We start from the raw sequence: 18,103 nt of genomic DNA on the forward strand, positions 1-18,103 counted from the left end.
AGCCGTCCAATTCACCCTCGCTCCGAAACGGGCCTGATCCTCCCTACCGCCCGCTCAAGTCCGCCTGCGCTGCGCCGGCAACCTCATCCGGCGAGGCGTGGACACCGGGTGGGGTGCGGGACGAGAAGGTGCGACGGTAGCCGGTCGGTGTGGTTCCGGTGGCGAGCCGGAAGTGGTGGCGGAAGTTCGCCGGCGTTCCCAGACCACATGCCCGGCCGATGTGATCAATGCCGGCGTCGGTCGTCTCGAGCAGTTCGCGGGCACGGCCGACTCGGGCGGCCGTGAGCCACCTCATCGGGCTGACCCCGAGCTGCGCGGTGAACATCCGCGCGAACGTGCGCTCGGCGACCGCGGCGTGCGCGGCCAGTTCGGCGACCGTCAGCGGGGTGTCGAGGCGGCGCAGGGCCCACTCCAGGGTCGCGCTCAGCTCGGTGCGGTTCGGTCGCGCCGGTGGGCGGGTCACGTACTGCGCCTGGCCGCCCTCGCGGTGTGGCGCGGCCACGATTCCGCGGGCGACCGACGTAGCCGTGGCCGCACCGCAGTCCCTTCGCAGAAGGTGCAGGCACAGGTCGATGCCGCTGGCCACCCCGGCCGAGGTGAGCAGGGAACCGTTGTCGACGTAGAGAACGCCGGGATCCACCTCGATGCGGGGATGCCGGCGGGCGAGCTCATCGGTGAGCAGCCAGTGGGTGGTCGCGCGCTTGCCGTCGAGCAGGCCGGTGGAGGCGAGGGCGAACGCGCCCGAGCAGATGGTGGCGATCCGCGCGCCCTGGGCGTGCGCCTCGAGGAGGGCGTCCCGTACGTCCGGGGTGGCATCCGGTGGGGTGTCGCGCTCCGAGCCCCGGTAGGCCGGCACGATCACCGTGTCGGCCGTGACCACCTCGTCGAGGCCGTGGGGCGCGGTGAGTGACCAGCCACTGAGCGTCTCGACCGGCCCGGCGGACTGCCCGCACAAGATGACGTCGTAGCGGCCTTCGTGGAAGCCGAAGATCTGGAACGGCATGCCGACCTCCATCGGCTGCACACCGTCCAGGGCGAGCACCGCGACGCGGTGGCGCCGTCGAGACGAACCGGTCATGGCGGAATCCTATCGATCATGGGCATTCCAGCTACTCGCCGCGGCGGGACGGGGTGCGAAGGATGAAGGCATGACAGACACGCAGCCCTACCGCATCACCGTGCTCCTCTTCGACGGCGTCGAGGAACTGGACTTCACCGGCCCGTGGGAGACGCTCCGGATCTGGCAGACGGTGGCGGCCCGTCCGGTGAGCGTGCGCACGGCAAGCATCGACGGGGCACCCGTGCGTTGTGCGTTGGGGCTGACGGTCACCCCGGACGGCGGGATCGACGACGAGCCCCAGCCCGACCTCATCGTGCACCCCGGCGGCGCGGGCATCGAGACGCTCTACGCCGACCAGGCCCATCTGGCCCGGATGCGGGCACTCGCCGAGCACGGCACGATCATGACCTCGGTCTGCAACGGCTCGATGGTCTACGCCGCGGCCGGGCTGCTCGACGGCAGGCCCGCCACCTCTCACTGGCTCGTCCTGGACGAGCTGGCCGGGCAGCACCCGAAGGTGGAGGTCGTCCGCGACCGGCGGTGGGTGGACGTCGGCCCGGTGGTGACCAGCGCGGGCATCACCGCCGGCATCGACATGGCCTTGCACCTGATCGGCCGGCTGGAGAACACCGACACGGCCCGCGCGGTGGCCGGCATGCTCGAGCACCCGTGGGACCCGCAGGCGGACATCGTCGCGGCGACCAGCCCGGAGAACCGCCACCACACGCTCACCACCATCGTTCCGCTGGTCCAGGCGGCCCGCCGGGCCGACTGACCGGGAGAGCCGCTCGCCACACTGGAACTGATCGTGAATGGTCGTTCTCACGCGTGATCCGACGCGGCCAAGGAGGCGAGCAGGTCGAGGGCGTCGGCGCTCGGCGAGCCGGGTTCGGCGGTGTACAGGTTCATGGTGAGGCGGGCATCGGCGCGCAGATCGAGGCTTTCCCAGGTGAGCGTCAGGTGTCCGACGACGTGGTGGTGGATGTCGACGACGCCGGTGTCGTGAGGGTCGACGCCGTGGGATTTCCAACGTCGGCGGAACTCGGAGCTGGTCGCTGACAGCTCTGTGATCAAAGTGGACAGTCCGGTGTCGTGAGGGTCGCGGCTCGAGCAGATGCGGAGGTTGCCCATGGTCACATCGGCGACCTGTTCCCAGTAAAGGAAGAAACGCCGGGCGCCGCCGTCGGTGAAGACGTAGCGGGCGAAGTTCGGGGTGGCCGCCGGATCTGCGAAGGCGTCGCTGAACAACGCCCGGCCGAGATGGTTGACCCCGACCAGGTCGGTGCGGCTGTCGATGATGGTGGCCGGTGAGGCGAAGGAGTCGAGGTTCCACTGCAGACTCGGCCTCATGTCCGCCGGGCGTGCGCGCCGACCGGCTCGCAGGACGGCGTTGCTGCCGTTCGCTTCCTGGGCGAGCCGCAGCAGATGCGCGCGTTCGGAGTCGTCGAGCCGCAGCGCCCTGGCAATCGCGTCGAGCACACCGGCCGACACGCCGCGCAGCGAACCGCGTTCCATTCGCGCGTAGTACTCCACGCTCACACCTGCGAGCGCGGCGACCTCATTGCGGCGCAGGCCCTGGACTCGGCGACGTCCCGACAGCGGCAGGCCGACGTGCTCGGGGGTGAGCCGCGCGCGGCGGGTGCTCAGGAAGTCACGTACCTCCGTCGGGTTGTCCACAGCTTCCACGCTACGGCGGTCGGCGCCTGTTAGCGGTGTACTGGTAGTACGCCACTGACAGTGACTTCTTGGCTGGCCTGTACTTCGGTTCGCTGGTCCGCATGAACAGTTCTGGAAACACCATCTTCGTGGCCGGCTCGACTTCCGGTATCGGTCTGGGCATGGCCCTGCGCTGGGCACAGCGCGGCAACGAGGTCATCGTCGGCGGGCGCCGGGAGGACCAGCTCGCCGCGATCAAGCGGGATCACCCCGAGATCGACACCGTGGTCATCGACGTCACCGACGCGCGGTCGATCACGGAGGTGACGGCGAAGGTGGTCGGTGACCACCCGGATCTCGACATGCTCGTCACGATGGCCGGCATCATGCGCGTCGAGGACCTGCGCACCCCTGAGTTCCTGCCGACGTCCGAGGCAGTGATCGACACGAACGTGCACGGCACCGTCCGGCTCATCGCGGCTCTGACTCCACACCTCATGACGCGGCCGAAGGCGACCATCATGACGGTCTCGTCGGGGTTCGGGTTCGTTCCCTGGCACGTGACGCCGACCTACAACGCCACGAAGGCGTTCGTCCACTCCTACACCCAGAGCCTGCGCGTCCAGCTCTCCGACACCGACGTCAACGTCGTCGAACTCATCCCTCCGGCCGTTCGCACCCCTCTCCTGGGGCAGGAGGACAACCTGGCGTTCCCGTCGGTCGAGGAGTACCTCGACGAGGTGTTCGCTTTGATCGACGCACAGCCGGAAGCACACGAGATCGCGGTCGAGGGTGTCCGGTTCTACCGGGACGCTGAACGGGAGGGGCGCTACGCCGACGTTTTCGCGGCCAACGTCGCCTTCGCTGTGTGAAAGCTCGGACGCGGAGCGGTCGGTTCCGCAACATGGCGTTGTGGCGTCGGTCTACCTGATAGGCGAGCGTAGCCCACGTTGATCAGGTCGTGATCCGTGCTGTTCCTGACTCGCTACTTCCGCGAAGTTGGGTGCGACTCGCGCCGGAGAGTCTGGCTGTTTACGTCTTCCTGAGATTGCTGTCACCAACACGCCTCAAACCGGCGGAAACAACCGGAGAAGCCGACTGAGACGCTCCTTATCCAGCGCGGTAACAGCGGAAAGCGGATCCAGGGGAACTTTGCCGGACAACCGCCTTGTCCCTGGGACACACAGTCCTACCTTCATATCGTAACCCGCTGTCATGGTGGTCCGATGGCCATCAAACACCCACGCTCAGTCGAGACCGGCTCCACGGTCACGGACAAAGGTCAGTTGCGCCCGCAGAACGATGGATTGGGCCAGAGGAGCCTGAGAAGGACAACGCACCACGAGAAGGTTGCACTGTGGGCAGAGGTGAAGTCCGTTCCTGCCTGCAAACGGAACAGCGCGGAGGATTCGGCCGCCGAACGATTTGCTGGACGGCTGTATGTTGCCACCACATCTCGGCCGCAGGGCCCGCCGACTCTTCCTCTCCCGCGCCGAAGTGATGCGCAAGAGCTCGCAAGTTGGATCACGATCGGCAGAGGTCTGGTTTCGTGAAGCTCGGATACTGGGGCGCCGGCAACGACGCCGCGAACCTCGAGCTGGCCAAGGAGGCCGACCGGCTCGGCTTTTCGGTGGTGTGGGCCGCGGAGGCCTACGGTTCCGATGCGCCGACGGTGCTCGCGTGGGTGGCCGCGCAGGCCGAACGCATTGATGTCGGTAGCGCGATCTTCCAGATCCCGGCGCAAGGTGTGCGTTTACAGCACCCGGACCGGAGAACTGCTGCATGTCTTCGACTCCGGTGCCAACTCCCAGACGTTCTACCGCATCAGCACCACATCCGGCGCTGTCGACCCGATCGATCTTGGCGGTGTGAACGACATCGACGCTGACGGCCTGCTGCTGCGCGACAGCGATCTGTACATCATCACCAACTTCTTCAACCCCGAGGGAGAGGTCTGCGTTCTGAAGGCGAGCAACGACTACTCGAAGGCCAACGTGCGGCGCCGGATCAGCGGCCAGGGCATGGATCTTCCGCCCATGGCGGCGTTCGACGGCGACGACCTGCTGGTGGTCAACTCCCAGAACCAGATCGCCGAGCTGAACCTGCCGTTCACCGCGATACGGGCGAAGATCTGAGTTCAGGATGAAACGGGCACCTCGACACCGATCACGTGGTTGCGATGCGCCGTCTCATCCATCGGCACGCGGTTGAGCTGAAGTCGTGACCAGCATCGGCATCCGCTGTGCCGCTTAGCAGACGCGCTCCGCGCGATACAGACGCCAGCGCGGCCGGTGGCACGAGCAGAACCGGCACACCCTCGAGCGGGATCCGGGACGTGGACGGGAGAAACGATGATGGGTGCGGTCAATCCTCGCCGTTCGGACACCAGGCGCAACCACGAACGCATCCTAGCGGTGGCGGCGGAGTCGCTCTCGTGTTCCGCAGAGCTGTCGTTCAACGCCATCGCGAAGAAGGCGGGAGTCGGGATCGGCACTGTGTACCGCCACTTCCCAACGTCGGAGGCGCTGATCCTGGCGGTCTACCAGCGCGAGTTGGGGCACCTGGTCGACGTCGTGCCCCACCTTCTCGCCGAGCACCCGCCGCAGGATGCGTTCAAGCTCTGGACTACCGAGTACCTGGCGCGCTACATCATGACCAAGCGGGGCCTGGCCGAGGCCATGATGGCTGCGACGAAGTCCCCAGGGCCGCTGTCCACGAACACGTACGAGGCTTTGGTCGGCGCGGTCGCGACCCTGGTGGACGCGAACATGGCCGCCGGTACCGTGCGCGACGACCTCAACCCGGTCACGGTCCTGCGAGGACTGGGCGGGCTGTTCAGCCTCAGCCCGGCCGAGCAGTGGCAGAAACACGCCGCAGATCTCACCGACCTGCTCTGGCGAGGCATGCGCAGGAACTAGTGCTCCAGCCGCACTTGTGTGAGTGGATGGCCACGACGTTTGTAGTGGCTGAGGCAGGCTGGGTGTTGACGTCACCGGCGTCAGCATGACCAGGGCCAGACATGGTCGACGCTGGCCGGCCGCGTATCGAACTTCATCCGGAAGAGGTGCGGCGTTCTGTTGATTCGGTGTTGCTGGCGGCAGCTTTTGCTGCTGAGAGCAGTTCGCTTCAGGTGGAGCATTTGCCTTGGCATGCGCATGGTTTGATCGCCGAGTGTTCCGGGTGTTTTCGAGAGTGGCCTTGTGCTTCGGTTTCGTGGTCAATTGTTGTGTTGTGGAATGGCGCCCGAGCGAAGCGACGCGAGGAGCTGCAGCCGTTCGGCGTCCGGACTGCCCGGCTCTGCTGTGAAGACGAGCAGGAAAGGACCCGGCCGGTGGGACAGGGGATAGGTGTCCCACGTCAGGGTGATCTTGCCGACCTCCGGCACGCGGAAGATCCTGGTGCCGGTGACCGTCTCGCGGACGTCGTGTCGTGCCCACAGGCGGCGGAACTCGGAGCTGCGGATGCTGAGCTCTCCCACGACCGCGGTGGCGCGGGGGTGAGTCGGATCGACGGCGACGGCGTTGCGCATCATCCCTATGTAGTTCAGCGCCTGGATCTCCCAGTTCGGGCATCTCCGTCGATCGGTGACCGACCTGTCGAACATCAGCGAGAGCATGTTCAAGCGGCCGGCGGGGTAGTCGTCAGGGGTGCCGTACAGCGCTTCGGCCAGTGGGTTCCAGTCGAGCAGATCGAGATGTCTGCCGAGCAGGATGGCCGGCGCGGCCATCGCCCGCAGCAGCCGTCGCGCGTTTCCCGGGACCTCTTCGTGGCCGTGCGTCGCTTGGCTCTGCGCCGGTCGCCGGGCGGCGCGAGCCAGTGAGAACAGGTACCTGCGGTCCTTGTCATCAAGGCCGAGGGCGTTGGCCACGGCATCGAGGACGTCGTCGGACGGCCGAATCCCACGGCCTTGTTCCATCCGCTGGTAGTAGTCCGTGCTCAGCCCGGCGAGCAGTGCCAGCTCTTCCCGGCGCAGCCCGCTGACCTTCCGCTTGCCGCCTCCCGATTCCAGGCCGACGTCCTGCGGGCGCAGCCGGCCGCGCCGGGCGCGCAGGAAGCTCCCGAGCTCCCGGGCATGCGGATGAGAAGCCATGCCGGCATTCTCTCGTGGCTTGGCTGCACGAAGGTAGGTCTGGCAGACCCACGGATGAAACGGCTGGGCCGAGACAGGTGGAAGTGCGCCCGGCAGGGAGGGCGCACTCCCACCTGCCTCCTGGATCAGCTCGATGCCGGGACGTTCAGGGCTGGGAGTTGTTGTGCTCCTTCAGGTCGGCCATGAAGTCCTTATTCTCGTCCTGGGCGTGCTTGTCCGCTCCGAGCTCCTTCCAGAGCTCGTGCACCAGGTGCAGGAACGAGCCGGTGGCGACCGTCTTGCCCGCCACCGTGATCTGGCCACCGGGGGCGGCGACCCCTTCGAAGTTCTTGATCCACTGGGTGATGCCGGCTGCCTCGTCTGGCGTCTTGCCGAACTTGGTGGTGAGCGTGCTCTCCAGGCGGTCCTTGCTGACCTTGCTGAGGTCGTCCACGTGCTTGGTGGCCTGGGTCCAGGCGCCCGGTGACGCCGAGCCTCCCGCGCCGCCCGGGCCTCTCGTGGCGGGAGCGTCCGAGCCGGAAGGCTTCGGCGCCGCGCTGTCCGGCTTGGGAGCACCCGGAGCACCGGGACCGTCCGCGCCGGGAGGCTTCGGCGCCGCGGAGTCGCCGGCGGGCGGTTTGGGCGTGCCGGCGTCACCGCCCGCCGGCTTCGGTGCCGCGTCGTCCGGCTTCACCCCCGCCGTGCCGGTGTTGTCGCCGGGCGGCTTCGTGCCGCCGCTGGAACCGCCCGGCCCTCCGTTGACCTCCGGCGGTTTCTGGACCGGAGGCGCGTCACCGGCCGGGGGCTTGGCGCCACCGGCGCCGCTGCCGCCGTTGACCGAGGGCGGGCTGTCGCCGGGGCCCTTGACCGGGGGTGGGGTCGAGACGCCTGAGGAGCTGCCGCCCTTGCCGAAGCGGGCGGCGTCGTCGCCCATCTTCGCGAGAGCGGCACCGAGGTCGTCGGTGGCCTTGGCCGACGAGGACAACACCGACTTGAGCTTGGTGATGTGCGTCAGGATCCGGGCCAGCGCTTCGAGCGCGGTCCCCACGGCGACGCCGACGAACGCCACGATCGACGCGCCGAAGGTGAACGGGGCCAGGCTGGCGGCGATCAACGCGCCACCGATCAGGCCGCCGACCACCATGGCGATGATGTCGCGGACCAGCGAGCGCACGGCGGTCACGACCGCGCCCATCGTGCCCATCAGCTTCGCGGAGGAGTTCACCGCGGAGCCGATGACCTCCAGCTCCTTGGCGACATGAGCCATGGAGGCGCGGAAGTTGTCGGCCGTCTCACCGATCCAGCCGTCGAGCTTCTTGAGGGCGTCGAGGTGCCCGGAGGCGAGGCCCTCGTAGTGCTCGGCGTCCTCCTTGAGCTTCTCGGTCTCCTGCCGGATCGCGATGTTGTCGCCGATCAGCAGGTCGAGCGGCTCGCGCAGGAAGAAGAGGTGGTCGATCAGCCAGCCGACACCGGCGGCGAGGAGGGAGCCGAGCGGGTTGAGCATCGCGCCGACCGTGTCGAACGCCAGACCGACGCTGAAGGCGGCGATCGAGGAGCTGTCCTGCTCGTTCACCGCCTTCACCAGGCCCGCGACCGTGTCGACCATGCCCGCACCGGCGAACTTGTCGTTGAGCTCGGTGTCGTCACCGAAGCCCGGCGTGAAACTGAAACCCGTTGTCATCAGGCGCCTCGCGAGAACGTGTCGGCATTGCCCTGGTCGACGTTGGTGTAGGTGTCCGCGGTCAGGCGCGCGTTCTTCGCGGCCTCACGCAGCCCCTCCTCGTACTTGGCGATGCACCCGGCCGCTTTCCCGACCTCGGCGGCCGCCGCCATGGCGAAGAGGGAACCGACCACACCCCACACCGTGATCTGGAAGGACACCCCGCCAAGCGTGGACTTCGAGACCTCGAGCTGAGCGGCGATCGCGTCCACGTTGTCGGCGAACGCCGTGATCGCTTCAGGATCCGCGTCGAACTGGCCCGCCATCAGCAGCCTCCCCGCGCGGCAGACGTCGATGAGGTCACCAAGGCTGACCGTCCTCGTCCTCGTCCTCGACTGCCGGGCGGCGTGCCGGCTGGACGTGTCGAGGCGGCTGCGGGGCGGCGGGTCGTCGATCCTCGACGGCGTAGCCGTCGTCGTCATAGCCGTACCGCGAGTCTTCCGCCTCGTCCTCCACCGCAGGTGGGAGGTACGACAGCACGAGGTCCATCGACTCGGTACCAGCGCCCAGCGGCGCGAAGGCCTCCATCATCTTCTCCGAAGCCGCGCGCTGACCTCTTCCGACAGCCTCCATGATCGAGGCCTGCAAGCGCAGCGGGCTCAGTCTGGCGGCGTGGTCGGTGAGCTGGATGTCTTGCAAGGCACCGGTAGGAGCGATCGTCACCCGCACCGCGTGGTCCTTCGACATCACGGTGGCGGACGCTTGCGTCATGTCCACCTGCAGCTGTGCCGACTTCGCCGCGAGGTCGGCGGCCTTCGTCTGTATCTCCTGCATCCACAGGTCAGGATCGACTCCGGCCATCTGTCGGCCGTCCATAGGAGCCAACGGATCCATCAAATCCCCCTCACGCCGTCGCGGCGTCGTTTCAAACTTCTACTTCACCGTGAAAATTCGGTTGCTGTTGATGTGTTGCTTCCTGTCATTCAGGAAATTCCGTCGCGGAGTGACCGGCCGTGCGCAATGATGTGAGAATCCGCAGTCGATCAGCGTCCGCGCCGCCCGGCTCTGCGGTGAAGATGAGCATGAACGGGCCTGGACGACCGGGCAGAGGGTAGGTGTCCCAGGTCATGGTGATGTCACCGATCTCCGGAACGTGGAAGGTATTGGTGCCACTGACTCTCTCCCGGACGTCATGCCGCGCCCACAGCCGTCGGAAATCGGCACTGCGAATGCTCAGCTCTCCCACGATCGCGGTGGCGCGCGGATGGGTGGGATCGAAGGCGATGGCACTGCGCATCATGCCTATGTAGTTCAGGGCCTGATTTTCCCAGTTGGAGCAGGTCCGCGGATCCGCGAACGACGGGTCGAACATCAGCAGGAGCATGTTCAAGCGGTCGGCGGGGTAGTCGTAGGGGGAGCCGAGCAGCATTTCTGCCAGCAGGTTCCAGTCGAGCAGGTCGAGGTGTCTGCTGAGGACGATGGCCGGTGTCGCCATCACTCGAAGCAGCCGCCGGGTGCTGTCCGGAACCAGGTCGGGGATATTTTGTGCGCGACGGCGCATCGGTTGCCGCGCGGCGCGAGCCAGTGAGAACAGGTGTCTGCGGTCCTTCTCGTCGAGCCCCAGCGCAGTGGCCACGGCGTCGAGAACGGCATCGGACGGCCGTATCTCCCGGCCTTGTTCCATCCGTTGGTAATAGTCGGTGCTCAGGCCCGCCAGCAGTGCCAGCTCCTCACGTCGCAGCCCGCTGACTTTGCGGTTGCCACCCGATTCCAGGCCGACGTCCTGCGGGCGCAGTTGCCCACGCCGGGCGCGCAGGAAGTCTCCCAGCTCTCGGGCATGCGGATGAGAAGCCATGTTCTTCAGTCTTTCGCAACTTCGCCCTGTGAAGGTAGGTCTGGCAGACCCAGGGAAAAACGAGAACCTGATGGACAAGGCCTGCCAGTCGCCCACGCGCCACTGCATACGAATAGACAGATTTTGTGAGCGAGAGGGCGCGAACCACGGTCACTTCGCATCGATTCGCGCGGAGTTTCGTGCACGATTCGTTCGCCGAGCACGTCTTCTGCCGCTATCGCGAGGCGTCGTCGATGCCGTAGGGCTCGCCCACGACGCGCTGGTTGAGAAACGACTCGCTCGCGGCGGCGTCAACCAGCTGCTGCGGCTGTTCCCGGACGCCCTCCGCCACCCGAGTAGTGCACAGCCTCCAGGTAGTTGTTCTGAGAGACCGTCACCCCGAGTTCGCGGAGAACGTCCAGCATCTCGATGCCGTCGTCACGCATCTCCTCCGCCGTCCTTCGGAGTGCCTCGGTGAGCAACTCGGCACTCTCCCAGCGTGCGACGTTGATGAACTGGAATCGCCCTTCGTCATCGAGGTAGCGGTGGAAGATCCCGTCCAGCAGGCCGGGCTGGCGCTCGACCACGGGCCGGATGGACTCCTGCCAGAACGCGAAGAACCGTTCGACGTTCTGCACCGGCATCGAGAAGTGGACGATCGTGGTGATGGCACTCATGGTCACTGTCCATTCCGGACGACGATGACGGTGCGGCCGGCGACGTGGCCCGTCTGGCTGGCCGCGTGCGCTTCGGAGGCCTGATCGAGTGCGAAGGAGTTCGCAACCGGAATGCGCAACTGGCCGGCTTCGAAGAGGCGCGCCGCCTCGGCGAGCGCGGCTGTGCGGTTGCCGCCGGCGCCGGTGTTGACCTGGGCGCCGTGCTCAGGGGCGGTGAAATCGGCGATGGAGAGCACCTTCGCGGCGTCGCCGGTGAGTTCGACGAGATCGGGGATGATGCCTGAACCCGCGATGTCGAACGCCGCGTCGATGCCGTCGGCAGCCAGTGTGCGAGCCCGATCGACGAGGCCGTGGCCGTAGACCACGGGGGTGGCACCGAGATCTGCGAGATAGGACTGGTTGGCCTCGCTCGCGGTGCCGATGACACGCACACCTCGGGAGATGGCGATCTGCACCAGTGCTGTCCCGACGCCTCCTGACGCGCCGCTGACCAGAACCGTCTGGCCGGCTGTGACGTGCAGTTGGTCGAGAATGCGATGCGCTGTCGCGACCGGGACGCCGTAACCGGCGGCCTCGGCGAAGCCGAGCATCCCGGGCTTGCGCGCCCAGGCTGACAGGACGGCGTACTCGGCGTAGGTGTCGGCACCGGTGCCGAACACGGCGGTGCCGGTCTCGACGTCCTCGACTCCGGCGCCGACTTGGTCGACGACACCTGCGGCATCCAGGCCTGTCCCCGACGGGAACGTGACTGGTGCGACCTCCTTTAGATGTCCCGCACGGATCTTCCAGTCGAAGCCGTTGACCCCGGCGGCGTGGACCGCGATCCGGATCTGGCCCGGTCCGGCCTGCGGCTCGGGCACGTCGACCAGCTCCAGGACCTCGGGGCCGCCGTACTCGGCGTAGCGGATGCTCTTCATCGATTTATCATACACAGTGTGTGATAGGCGACGTTGTGTATGATTGTCGGATGGAGACGCGGAAGGCGCCGGAAAGCGCGGTCGACCCGCGCGTCCAGCGAACGAAGTCGCACGTCCTCGCGCTCGCTCGGACGCTGCTGGCCGACGGTGGGCCGACCGCGGTGACCTACCAGGAGCTCTCGACGCAGGCCAGGGTGACCAGGCAGACGCTGTACCGGCACTGGCCGACCCGCGAGGCGCTGTTCGTCGACCTGGCACTGGAACACGCGGAGTCGGGAATGCCCGACGGTTCCGGCTCCGCGGAGGAGATCGTCGCCGCGTTCCTGTTCGGACTGCGCGACGGCATGAACGACCCGGCCAGCGCGGCGCCGCTTACGACCCTGATCGCCTGCGCCGACTCCGACCAGGGCTGCGCCGCCGCGCTGCGGGAGATCGTCGCCAACCGCAGATCCGCCCTGAACGCGTTGCTCGCGCCACGGGGAGCGCATCTCACGGCCGAGGAGTACGCGACGCTCTGCGGACCGGTGCTGTTCCAGCGCTTCCTCGCCCGGACTCCCGCGACCGACGACTTCCTGCGACGGCTTGCCGCCGAGTGGGCTTCGAGCGCCCGCGGCTCGTCGTGACAGTCCGGCGTCGTCCTTGTGGTCCTCAGGCCGGAATCGCCGACTCCCGCGGCAGCCGCCCGAGCTCCGCGGTCGGCCGCTGGAACGTCTCCCGCCCTGTCGCGATCGCCGCCGCGCTCAGCGCGCAGATCCCCGCCGTGAACACCGCGACGCCGAGCCAGTCCTCACGTCCTGAGCCGATCGCCGCGACCACGGTCGGCGCGAGACCGGCGATCGCGAACCCGATCTGCGTGCCGATCGCCATGCCGGACAGCCGGACCTCGGTGCTGAACATCTCGCCGTACAGCGACGGCCAGATGCCGTTGATCGCGGAGTAGGCCACGCCGAACAGCAGGATGCCGAGCGCGAACACCAGACCGTAGGAGCCGATCGAGATCGACCACAGGTACGGGAAGATCAGCACCGCGCACGCGCCGCAGCCCGCCAGGAACACCGGTTTGCGGCCGATCCGGTCGGAGAGGGTCGCCAGCGCCGGGATCGCCGCCAGTGCGACGACGTTCGCGAGGACGCCGACCCAGAGCATCGGCGTGCGGGCCAGGCCGATCGTGTTCACCGCGTAGCTCAGGGCGTAGACGGTGAAGATCGTGCTGACCGACGCGATCGTGGCGGCGACCACGACCCGCAGCACGTCCGCCCAGTGCGTGCGGAACAACGTCGCGGCCGGCAGCTTCGCGACCTTGGTGCGGCGGAAGGCCGTGGTCTCGTCGATCTTGCGGCGGATCACGAGGCCGACGACCACGACGACCGCGCTGCACCAGAACGGCACGCGCCAGCCCCACGTGAGCAGGTCGTCCTGGGGGAGTGCCGCCACCGGCAGGAAGATCGCGGTGGCGAGGATCTGGCCTGCCTGGGTGCCGCTCAGGGTGAAGCTCGTGAAGTACGCCCGGCGGTGCTCCGGCGCGTGCTCCAGCGACATCGAGTTCGCCCCGGCCTGCTCGCCCGAGGCCGAAAGTCCTTGCAGCAGGCGGAGAACGACGAGCAGGACCGGTGCGAGCACGCCCGCGGTCTCGTAGGTGGGCAGGCAGCCGACCGCGAACGTCGCGAAGCCCATCAGCAGCAACGTGAAGACGAGAACTTTCTTGCGCCCGAAGCGGTCGCCGACATGGCCGAGCACGAAGGCTCCGAGCGGCCGGGCGAGGTAGCCCACGCCGAACGTGGCCAGGGCGAGGAGGGTGCCCGTCGCGGGCGCGGCGGCGGGGAAGAAGACCTTGTTGAACACCAGTGCAGCGGCTGTGCCGTAGATGAAGAAGTCGTAGTACTCGAGGGCGCTGCCGATCCAGGCTGCCAGCGCAGTCTTGCGGGCCATCGATGTGGTCACGGCGTACTCCGATGTACGATCTAGTTAGTTAATCAAAAGTGGGATACGTCACCCCCGCGTGTCAAGGGTTGGTTTCAGCTGGTCAGGTAGTCGATCAGCATGTCACCGAGCATGCGTCGGTAGTGCTCGCGCCGGTCCGGGTCGAGCATGTCGCGGCCGAAGATCGCGGCGAACGTGTGCCGGTTCGCGAGCCGGAAGACGCAGAACGAGCTGATCACCATGTGCACGTCGAGCGGGTCGGCGTCGGTGCGGAACCGGCCGGCGGCGCGGCCTCGTTCGAGGATCTGCGTCAGTCCGTCCAGTGCCGGGTTCGCGAGTCCCGCCAGCACCTCCGAACGCGCGATGTGCTCGGCGCGGTGGATGTTCTCGATGCTCACGAGCCGGATGAAGTCCGGATGGGCCTCGTGGTGGTCGAAGGTCAGCTCGGCGAGCCGGCGGATCGCGTCCTCGGGTTCGAGGTGCTCGACGTCGAGCTCGGCCTCCAGGGCCCGGATCGCCAGGTAGGCCCGCTCCAGCACGGCGATGTAGAGCTGCTCCTTGCCGCCGAAGTAGTAGTAGATCATCCGTTTGGTCGTGCTGGTCCGCTCGGCGATCTCGTCGACGCGCGCGCCCGTGTAGCCCTTGTCCGCGAACTCCCGCGTGGCGACGTCCAGGATGTCGGCGCGCGTGCGGTCCTTGTCCCGCTGGTGCTCGGCATCGGATGACGGTGCGGCCACCGGGCCCCCTTCGATCTGCGTCCGGCTGCCAACTCTAGTGCAGCCCTTCCGGCTCGCAGGGTGGTGCGCTACGTTGAACTCACTAGTTCGTACATTAAGTCGGGAGGTCGGGTGACCCAGTACCTGATCGGGCTGATCGGCTCCGGCATCGGCCCGTCCCTCAGCCCGGCCCTGCACGAACGCGAAGCCGCGGAACTGGGGCTGCGCTACACCTACCGCCTGCTGGACCTCGACGTGCTCGGCCGACCGGTGGGCGAGGTGCTGGCGGCGGCGAGGGCGGAAGGCTTCCACGGTCTCAACATCACCCACCCCGGCAAGCAGGCGGTCCTGCCGCACCTCGACGAGCTGGTCCCGGAGGCCGCGGCGTTGGGCGCCGTCAACACCGTCGTGTTCGACGAAGGTCGCGCGATCGGTCACAACACCGACGCGACGGGGTTCGCCCGCAGCCTGAGCCGCGGCCTTCCCGGCGCGCGCCGGGAGTCCGTCGTCCTGCTGGGCGCGGGCGGAGCGGGTGCCGCCGTGGGCCACGCGTTGCTGTCGCTGGGCACGGAACGCCTTGGAGTGCACGACGTGGACCGAGAACGCGCCGAGCACCTCGTGGCGTCGTTGCGGCGCAGGTTCGGCGCCGGCCGGGCCGTCACGTGCGCCCCCGAGGCCGTGCGGTTCGCCGACGGTCTGGTGCACGCCACGCCCACCGGCATGGCCGCGCATCCCGGCCTGCCGCTCGACGAGTCGTTGCTGCGCGACGAGCTCTGGGTCGCCGACATCGTCTACCGCCCGCTGGAGACCGCACTGCTGGCCGCGGCGCGCGCACGCGGCTGCCGGGTGCTGCACGGCGGCGGCATGGTCGTGCTCCAGGCCGCCGAGTCGCTGCGGCTGTTCACCGGGGCCGAACCGGACGCCGCCCGCATGCTCGCGCACTTCGAGGAGCTGGAGGGGGAACCCGCCCATGCGTCGTGACCCGCGCACCGCCATCGCCACCGTGTGCCTGTCCGGCACCCTCGACGACAAGCTGGTCGCGGCCGCCGAGGCGGGCTTCGACGGCGTGGAGCTGTTCGAGAACGACCTGCTCGCGTCGCCTCGCAGTCCGTCCGAGGTCCGGCGGCGCTGCACCGACCTCGGCCTCACCGTCGACCTGTACCAGCCGTTCCGCGACTTCGAGGCCGTGCCGCCGGACGTCCTCGCCGCCAACCTCCGCCGGGCGGAGCACAAGTTCGACGTCATGGCCGGACTGGGAGCGGACACCGTGCTGGTCTGCTCGTCGGTCTCCCCGGACGCGATCGACGACGACGACCTCGCGGCCGAACAGCTGCACCTGCTGGCGACGCGCGCCGGCGAACGGGGCCTGCGCATCGCCTACGAAGCCCTGGCCTGGGGCCGGTACGTCCACGGCTACGAGCACGCCTGGCGGATCGTCCGCCGCGCCGCCCACCCGGCGCTGGGCGTCTGCCTGGACAGCTTCCACATCTTGTCCACAGGGGACGATCCGCGGGCGATCCGCGCGATTCCGGGCGACAAGATCTTCTTCCTGCAGCTGGCCGACGCGCCGACACTCCCGATGGACGTGCTCCCGTGGAGCCGCCACCACCGCCTCTTCCCGGGACAGGGCGACTTCGACCTGACGACGTTCACCCGCGACGTCCTCGGCACGGGCTACGAAGGACCGCTCTCGCTGGAGGTCTTCAACGACGTCTTCCGCCAGTCCGACCCGCACCGGACCGCGGTCGACGCGATGCGCTCGCTCGTCGGCCTGAAGGACTCCCTGGGACTGCTGGACGTTCCCGCCGCGCCCGTCCCGTCGGGCTTCGCCTTCGCCGAGGTGGTGGGAGAACCGGACCTCGCCGCGCTCGGCTTCACCCGCGCGGGTGTGCACCGCTCGAAACCGGTGGAGCTGTGGACCCAGGGAGAGGCTCGCGTCCTGGTCAACGCCCACGGCGAACCCGGCTCCATCGGCGCGCTGGGAGTCTCGGTGCCGGACCCGGCGGCAGCGGAGCAACGGGCGAAGGTCATGCTCGCCCCGCCACTCGCGCGCACTCCCGGTCCCGGCGAGGCGGCCCTGACCGCGATCGCCGCTCCGGATGGCACCCATCTCTTCCTGTGCGCCGACGACGAGTGGTTGAACGACTTCGTGCCGGCCGACACCGCGCCCAGTGGCTTCGCGCCCACGGTCGACCCGGCCCCGGACGCGGGCCTCACCGGCATCGACCACGTCGCACTGACGCAGCCCTTCGACAACTTCGACGAGGCCACGCTCTTCCACCGCCTGGTGCTGGGCCTGACCCCGGGCGCCGCCACGGAGTTCGCGGCCCCGTTCGGCCTGGTGCGCAGCCGGGGCGTGAGCGGCACCGGCGTCCGCCTGACCCTCGACTGCGCCCTCGTCCGCCGCGGCGGGTGGGCTCCGGCGGTCGAAGCGCCGCAACACATCGCCTTCAGCTGCACCGACGCCATCGCGTCCGCACGGGCGTTGAGGCGGCTGGGCGGACGACTGCTGGAGATCCCCGGCAACTACTACGACGACCTCGCCGCTCGCACCGCCTTGCCGGCCGACCGGCTCGACGCCCTGCGCGCGAACTCCGTGCTGTACGACCGCGATGAGCACGGCGAGCTCCTGCACTTCTACACCGCGCTGGCAGGTGCCAGGGTGTTCTTCGAGGTGGTGCAACGGATCGGCGGCTACCGCGGGTTCGGCGTCGCCAACGCTCCCGTCCGCATGGCGGCCCATCACGAGGCGCGCCGGTCCGCTCAGCCGTGACCGGCACTTCGGCGAGGAACGACCGTGCGGTACTAGGGTCGGTGCGGTACTGGGGTCGGTGCGGTACTGGGGTCGGTGCGGTACTAGGCATGTGCAACTAGGCACCGGTTGCCGATGTGCGGCTGTCCTCGCGCGGCCACGATCGTCCACGGCAGACGAAAAACGCACATCGATGAGGACGACCCCCGATGAACCTCAGTTCCACCTTCCTGCGCTGCGCGGGCATCGCCGCACTCAGCACGGCGGCCACCCTCGCCACCCTGCCGGTCGCGGCCGCCGACAACGCGCGACCGGACACCCGCGGACACGAGGTGTGCCGCCACGTCACAGTCGACAAGACCGCCCCGGTCATCAGCAAGGCGAGCGTGCTCGTCAAGGCGCCCGTATCGACGATCTGGCGTCTGCACACGGATATCGACGCCTGGTCCGCCTGGATCCCCGAGATCACCCCGGCGAGCAAGACCACGCCGGGCCCGCTGCGTCCCGGGTCGACGTTCACGTGGTCGCCGCAGAACATGAAGGTCACCTCGACCGTCACGGCGGTCTCCCCGCGGGTGTGCACCGCCTGGGCCGCACCGGTCAACGGCATCAACGGCATCCACCTGTTCACGTTCAAGCCCGTGCGCGGCGGAGTTCTCGTCACCACCGAGGAGTCCTGGGCGGGCGCTCCCGTCGAGGCCGACGTCCCCGGCAACCAGGCGAGCCTCGACGCGGGCCTGCGGGACTGGGTGAACCGCATCAAGGACACCGCCGAAGCACGGACGAACTGCCCGCGGCCGGTGCCGGCTCAGACCGACTGACCGACCGGGCAGCGCCGCCTC

Annotated in this window: 19 protein-coding genes and 1 pseudogene; 9 read left to right on the top strand and 11 right to left on the bottom strand. The window is 68.3% G+C overall.

Going from position 1 to position 18,103, the window contains the following annotated elements; translation table 11 throughout:
- Window positions 1–43 precede the first annotated feature (43 nt).
- Window positions 44–1,078, bottom strand: a complete 1,035-nt coding sequence (locus ACFWV3_RS20290) for a GlxA family transcriptional regulator (protein ID WP_382412936.1) — start codon at window positions 1,076–1,078, stop codon at window positions 44–46.
- Between the two features lie 70 nt (window positions 1,079–1,148).
- Between ACFWV3_RS20290 and ACFWV3_RS20295 the strand changes: the two genes are divergently transcribed.
- Complete coding sequence (locus ACFWV3_RS20295) at window positions 1,149–1,835, top strand: DJ-1/PfpI family protein (RefSeq protein ID WP_382412937.1); 687 nt, start codon at window positions 1,149–1,151, stop codon at window positions 1,833–1,835.
- Window positions 1,836–1,882: 47 nt separating this feature from the next.
- On the opposite strand, the gene ACFWV3_RS20300 is transcribed toward ACFWV3_RS20295, so the two are convergent.
- A complete protein-coding gene (locus tag ACFWV3_RS20300) occupies window positions 1,883–2,737 on the bottom strand; it encodes a helix-turn-helix domain-containing protein (RefSeq protein ID WP_382412938.1) in 855 nt (284 codons plus the stop codon).
- A 101-nt stretch (window positions 2,738–2,838) separates the two neighbouring features.
- On the opposite strand from ACFWV3_RS20300, the gene ACFWV3_RS20305 reads away from it, so the two are divergent.
- The 4 genes and pseudogenes from ACFWV3_RS20305 to ACFWV3_RS20320 all read left to right on the top strand — a co-directional run bounded on the left by ACFWV3_RS20305 (window position 2,839) and on the right by ACFWV3_RS20320 (window position 5,634).
- Complete coding sequence (locus tag ACFWV3_RS20305; RefSeq protein ID WP_382412939.1) at window positions 2,839–3,588, top strand: SDR family oxidoreductase; 750 nt, start codon at window positions 2,839–2,841, stop codon at window positions 3,586–3,588.
- A gap of 677 nt (window positions 3,589–4,265) precedes the next feature.
- Window positions 4,266–4,460, top strand: a pseudogene (locus ACFWV3_RS20310) (LLM class flavin-dependent oxidoreductase); the annotation flags it as partial.
- A 124-nt stretch (window positions 4,461–4,584) separates the two neighbouring features.
- On the top strand, window positions 4,585–4,851 hold the full coding sequence (locus ACFWV3_RS20315; protein WP_382412940.1) for a hypothetical protein: 267 nt from the start codon (window positions 4,585–4,587) through the stop codon (window positions 4,849–4,851).
- 216 nt (window positions 4,852–5,067) lie between these two features.
- Complete coding sequence (locus tag ACFWV3_RS20320; protein ID WP_382412941.1) at window positions 5,068–5,634, top strand: TetR/AcrR family transcriptional regulator; 567 nt, start codon at window positions 5,068–5,070, stop codon at window positions 5,632–5,634.
- Between the two features lie 299 nt (window positions 5,635–5,933).
- Here the strand turns inward: ACFWV3_RS20320 and ACFWV3_RS20325 are convergent, their stop codons facing one another.
- The 7 genes from ACFWV3_RS20325 to ACFWV3_RS20355 form a co-directional block, all read right to left on the bottom strand.
- On the bottom strand, window positions 5,934–6,806 hold the full coding sequence (locus ACFWV3_RS20325) for a helix-turn-helix transcriptional regulator (RefSeq protein WP_382412942.1): 873 nt from the start codon (window positions 6,804–6,806) through the stop codon (window positions 5,934–5,936).
- Window positions 6,807–6,951: 145 nt separating this feature from the next.
- The gene (locus ACFWV3_RS20330; RefSeq protein ID WP_382412943.1) at window positions 6,952–8,466 is read right to left on the bottom strand and encodes a hypothetical protein; all 1,515 of its coding nucleotides are present in this window, start codon (window positions 8,464–8,466) and stop codon (window positions 6,952–6,954) included.
- Complete coding sequence (locus ACFWV3_RS20335; RefSeq protein WP_382412944.1) at window positions 8,466–8,771, bottom strand: type VII secretion target; 306 nt, start codon at window positions 8,769–8,771, stop codon at window positions 8,466–8,468. The genes ACFWV3_RS20330 and ACFWV3_RS20335 overlap by 1 nt, the downstream gene beginning before the upstream one ends.
- 34 nt (window positions 8,772–8,805) lie before the next feature.
- A complete protein-coding gene (locus ACFWV3_RS20340; protein ID WP_382412945.1) occupies window positions 8,806–9,339 on the bottom strand; it encodes a YbaB/EbfC family nucleoid-associated protein in 534 nt (177 codons plus the stop codon).
- Window positions 9,340–9,424: 85 nt separating this feature from the next.
- Window positions 9,425–10,300: a helix-turn-helix transcriptional regulator gene (locus tag ACFWV3_RS20345; RefSeq protein ID WP_382412946.1), complete on the bottom strand. Its 876-nt coding sequence runs from the start codon at window positions 10,298–10,300 to the stop codon at window positions 9,425–9,427.
- Between the two features lie 290 nt (window positions 10,301–10,590).
- On the bottom strand, window positions 10,591–10,956 hold the full coding sequence (locus ACFWV3_RS20350) for a hypothetical protein (protein ID WP_382412947.1): 366 nt from the start codon (window positions 10,954–10,956) through the stop codon (window positions 10,591–10,593).
- Between the two features lie 2 nt (window positions 10,957–10,958).
- A complete protein-coding gene (locus ACFWV3_RS20355; protein ID WP_382412948.1) occupies window positions 10,959–11,873 on the bottom strand; it encodes an NADP-dependent oxidoreductase in 915 nt (304 codons plus the stop codon).
- 50 nt (window positions 11,874–11,923) lie between these two features.
- Here ACFWV3_RS20355 and ACFWV3_RS20360 point away from each other — a divergent pair, with 50 nt between their 5' ends.
- Window positions 11,924–12,496, top strand: a complete 573-nt coding sequence (locus ACFWV3_RS20360) for a TetR/AcrR family transcriptional regulator (protein ID WP_382412949.1) — start codon at window positions 11,924–11,926, stop codon at window positions 12,494–12,496.
- A gap of 25 nt (window positions 12,497–12,521) precedes the next feature.
- Here ACFWV3_RS20360 and ACFWV3_RS20365 read toward each other — a convergent pair whose 3' ends face one another.
- Window positions 12,522–13,814: an MFS transporter gene (locus tag ACFWV3_RS20365; protein ID WP_382412950.1), complete on the bottom strand. Its 1,293-nt coding sequence runs from the start codon at window positions 13,812–13,814 to the stop codon at window positions 12,522–12,524.
- A gap of 74 nt (window positions 13,815–13,888) precedes the next feature.
- The gene (locus ACFWV3_RS20370) at window positions 13,889–14,530 is read right to left on the bottom strand and encodes a TetR/AcrR family transcriptional regulator (RefSeq protein ID WP_382412951.1); all 642 of its coding nucleotides are present in this window, start codon (window positions 14,528–14,530) and stop codon (window positions 13,889–13,891) included.
- Between the two features lie 111 nt (window positions 14,531–14,641).
- Between ACFWV3_RS20370 and ACFWV3_RS20375 the strand changes: the two genes are divergently transcribed.
- The 3 genes from ACFWV3_RS20375 to ACFWV3_RS20385 all read left to right on the top strand — a co-directional run bounded on the left by ACFWV3_RS20375 (window position 14,642) and on the right by ACFWV3_RS20385 (window position 18,082).
- Window positions 14,642–15,490, top strand: coding sequence for a shikimate dehydrogenase (locus ACFWV3_RS20375; protein WP_382412952.1), 849 nt, complete (start codon window positions 14,642–14,644; stop codon window positions 15,488–15,490).
- Window positions 15,480–17,282, top strand: coding sequence for a bifunctional sugar phosphate isomerase/epimerase/4-hydroxyphenylpyruvate dioxygenase family protein (locus ACFWV3_RS20380; protein WP_382412953.1), 1,803 nt, complete (start codon window positions 15,480–15,482; stop codon window positions 17,280–17,282). Before ACFWV3_RS20375 ends, ACFWV3_RS20380 begins: the two co-directional genes overlap by 11 nt.
- A 188-nt stretch (window positions 17,283–17,470) precedes the next feature.
- The gene (locus ACFWV3_RS20385) at window positions 17,471–18,082 is read left to right on the top strand and encodes an SRPBCC family protein (RefSeq protein ID WP_382412954.1); all 612 of its coding nucleotides are present in this window, start codon (window positions 17,471–17,473) and stop codon (window positions 18,080–18,082) included.
- Window positions 18,083–18,103 lie beyond the last annotated feature (21 nt).

The organism is Lentzea sp. NPDC059081 (assembly GCF_042738015.1).
Taxonomy (GTDB): domain Bacteria; phylum Actinomycetota; class Actinomycetes; order Mycobacteriales; family Pseudonocardiaceae; genus Lentzea.

Bases quoted from the DNA above. Each gene is read 5' to 3' on its own strand.
- ACFWV3_RS20290 (WP_382412936.1), bottom strand. From the start codon at position 1,078: ATGACCGGTTCGTCTCGACGGCGCCACCGCGTCGCGGTGCTCGCCCTG.
- ACFWV3_RS20295 (WP_382412937.1), top strand. From the start codon at position 1,149: ATGACAGACACGCAGCCCTACCGCATCACCGTGCTCCTCTTCGACGGC.
- ACFWV3_RS20305 (WP_382412939.1), top strand. From the start codon at position 2,839: ATGAACAGTTCTGGAAACACCATCTTCGTGGCCGGCTCGACTTCCGGT.
- ACFWV3_RS20320 (WP_382412941.1), top strand. From the start codon at position 5,068: ATGATGGGTGCGGTCAATCCTCGCCGTTCGGACACCAGGCGCAACCAC.
- ACFWV3_RS20325 (WP_382412942.1), bottom strand. From the start codon at position 6,806: ATGGCTTCTCATCCGCATGCCCGGGAGCTCGGGAGCTTCCTGCGCGCC.
- ACFWV3_RS20330 (WP_382412943.1), bottom strand. From the start codon at position 8,466: ATGACAACGGGTTTCAGTTTCACGCCGGGCTTCGGTGACGACACCGAG.
- ACFWV3_RS20335 (WP_382412944.1), bottom strand. From the start codon at position 8,771: ATGGCGGGCCAGTTCGACGCGGATCCTGAAGCGATCACGGCGTTCGCC.
- ACFWV3_RS20340 (WP_382412945.1), bottom strand. From the start codon at position 9,339: ATGGATCCGTTGGCTCCTATGGACGGCCGACAGATGGCCGGAGTCGAT.
- ACFWV3_RS20345 (WP_382412946.1), bottom strand. From the start codon at position 10,300: ATGGCTTCTCATCCGCATGCCCGAGAGCTGGGAGACTTCCTGCGCGCC.
- ACFWV3_RS20350 (WP_382412947.1), bottom strand. From the start codon at position 10,956: ATGAGTGCCATCACCACGATCGTCCACTTCTCGATGCCGGTGCAGAAC.
- ACFWV3_RS20355 (WP_382412948.1), bottom strand. From the start codon at position 11,873: ATGAAGAGCATCCGCTACGCCGAGTACGGCGGCCCCGAGGTCCTGGAG.
- ACFWV3_RS20360 (WP_382412949.1), top strand. From the start codon at position 11,924: ATGGAGACGCGGAAGGCGCCGGAAAGCGCGGTCGACCCGCGCGTCCAG.
- ACFWV3_RS20380 (WP_382412953.1), top strand. From the start codon at position 15,480: ATGCGTCGTGACCCGCGCACCGCCATCGCCACCGTGTGCCTGTCCGGC.
- ACFWV3_RS20385 (WP_382412954.1), top strand. From the start codon at position 17,471: ATGAACCTCAGTTCCACCTTCCTGCGCTGCGCGGGCATCGCCGCACTC.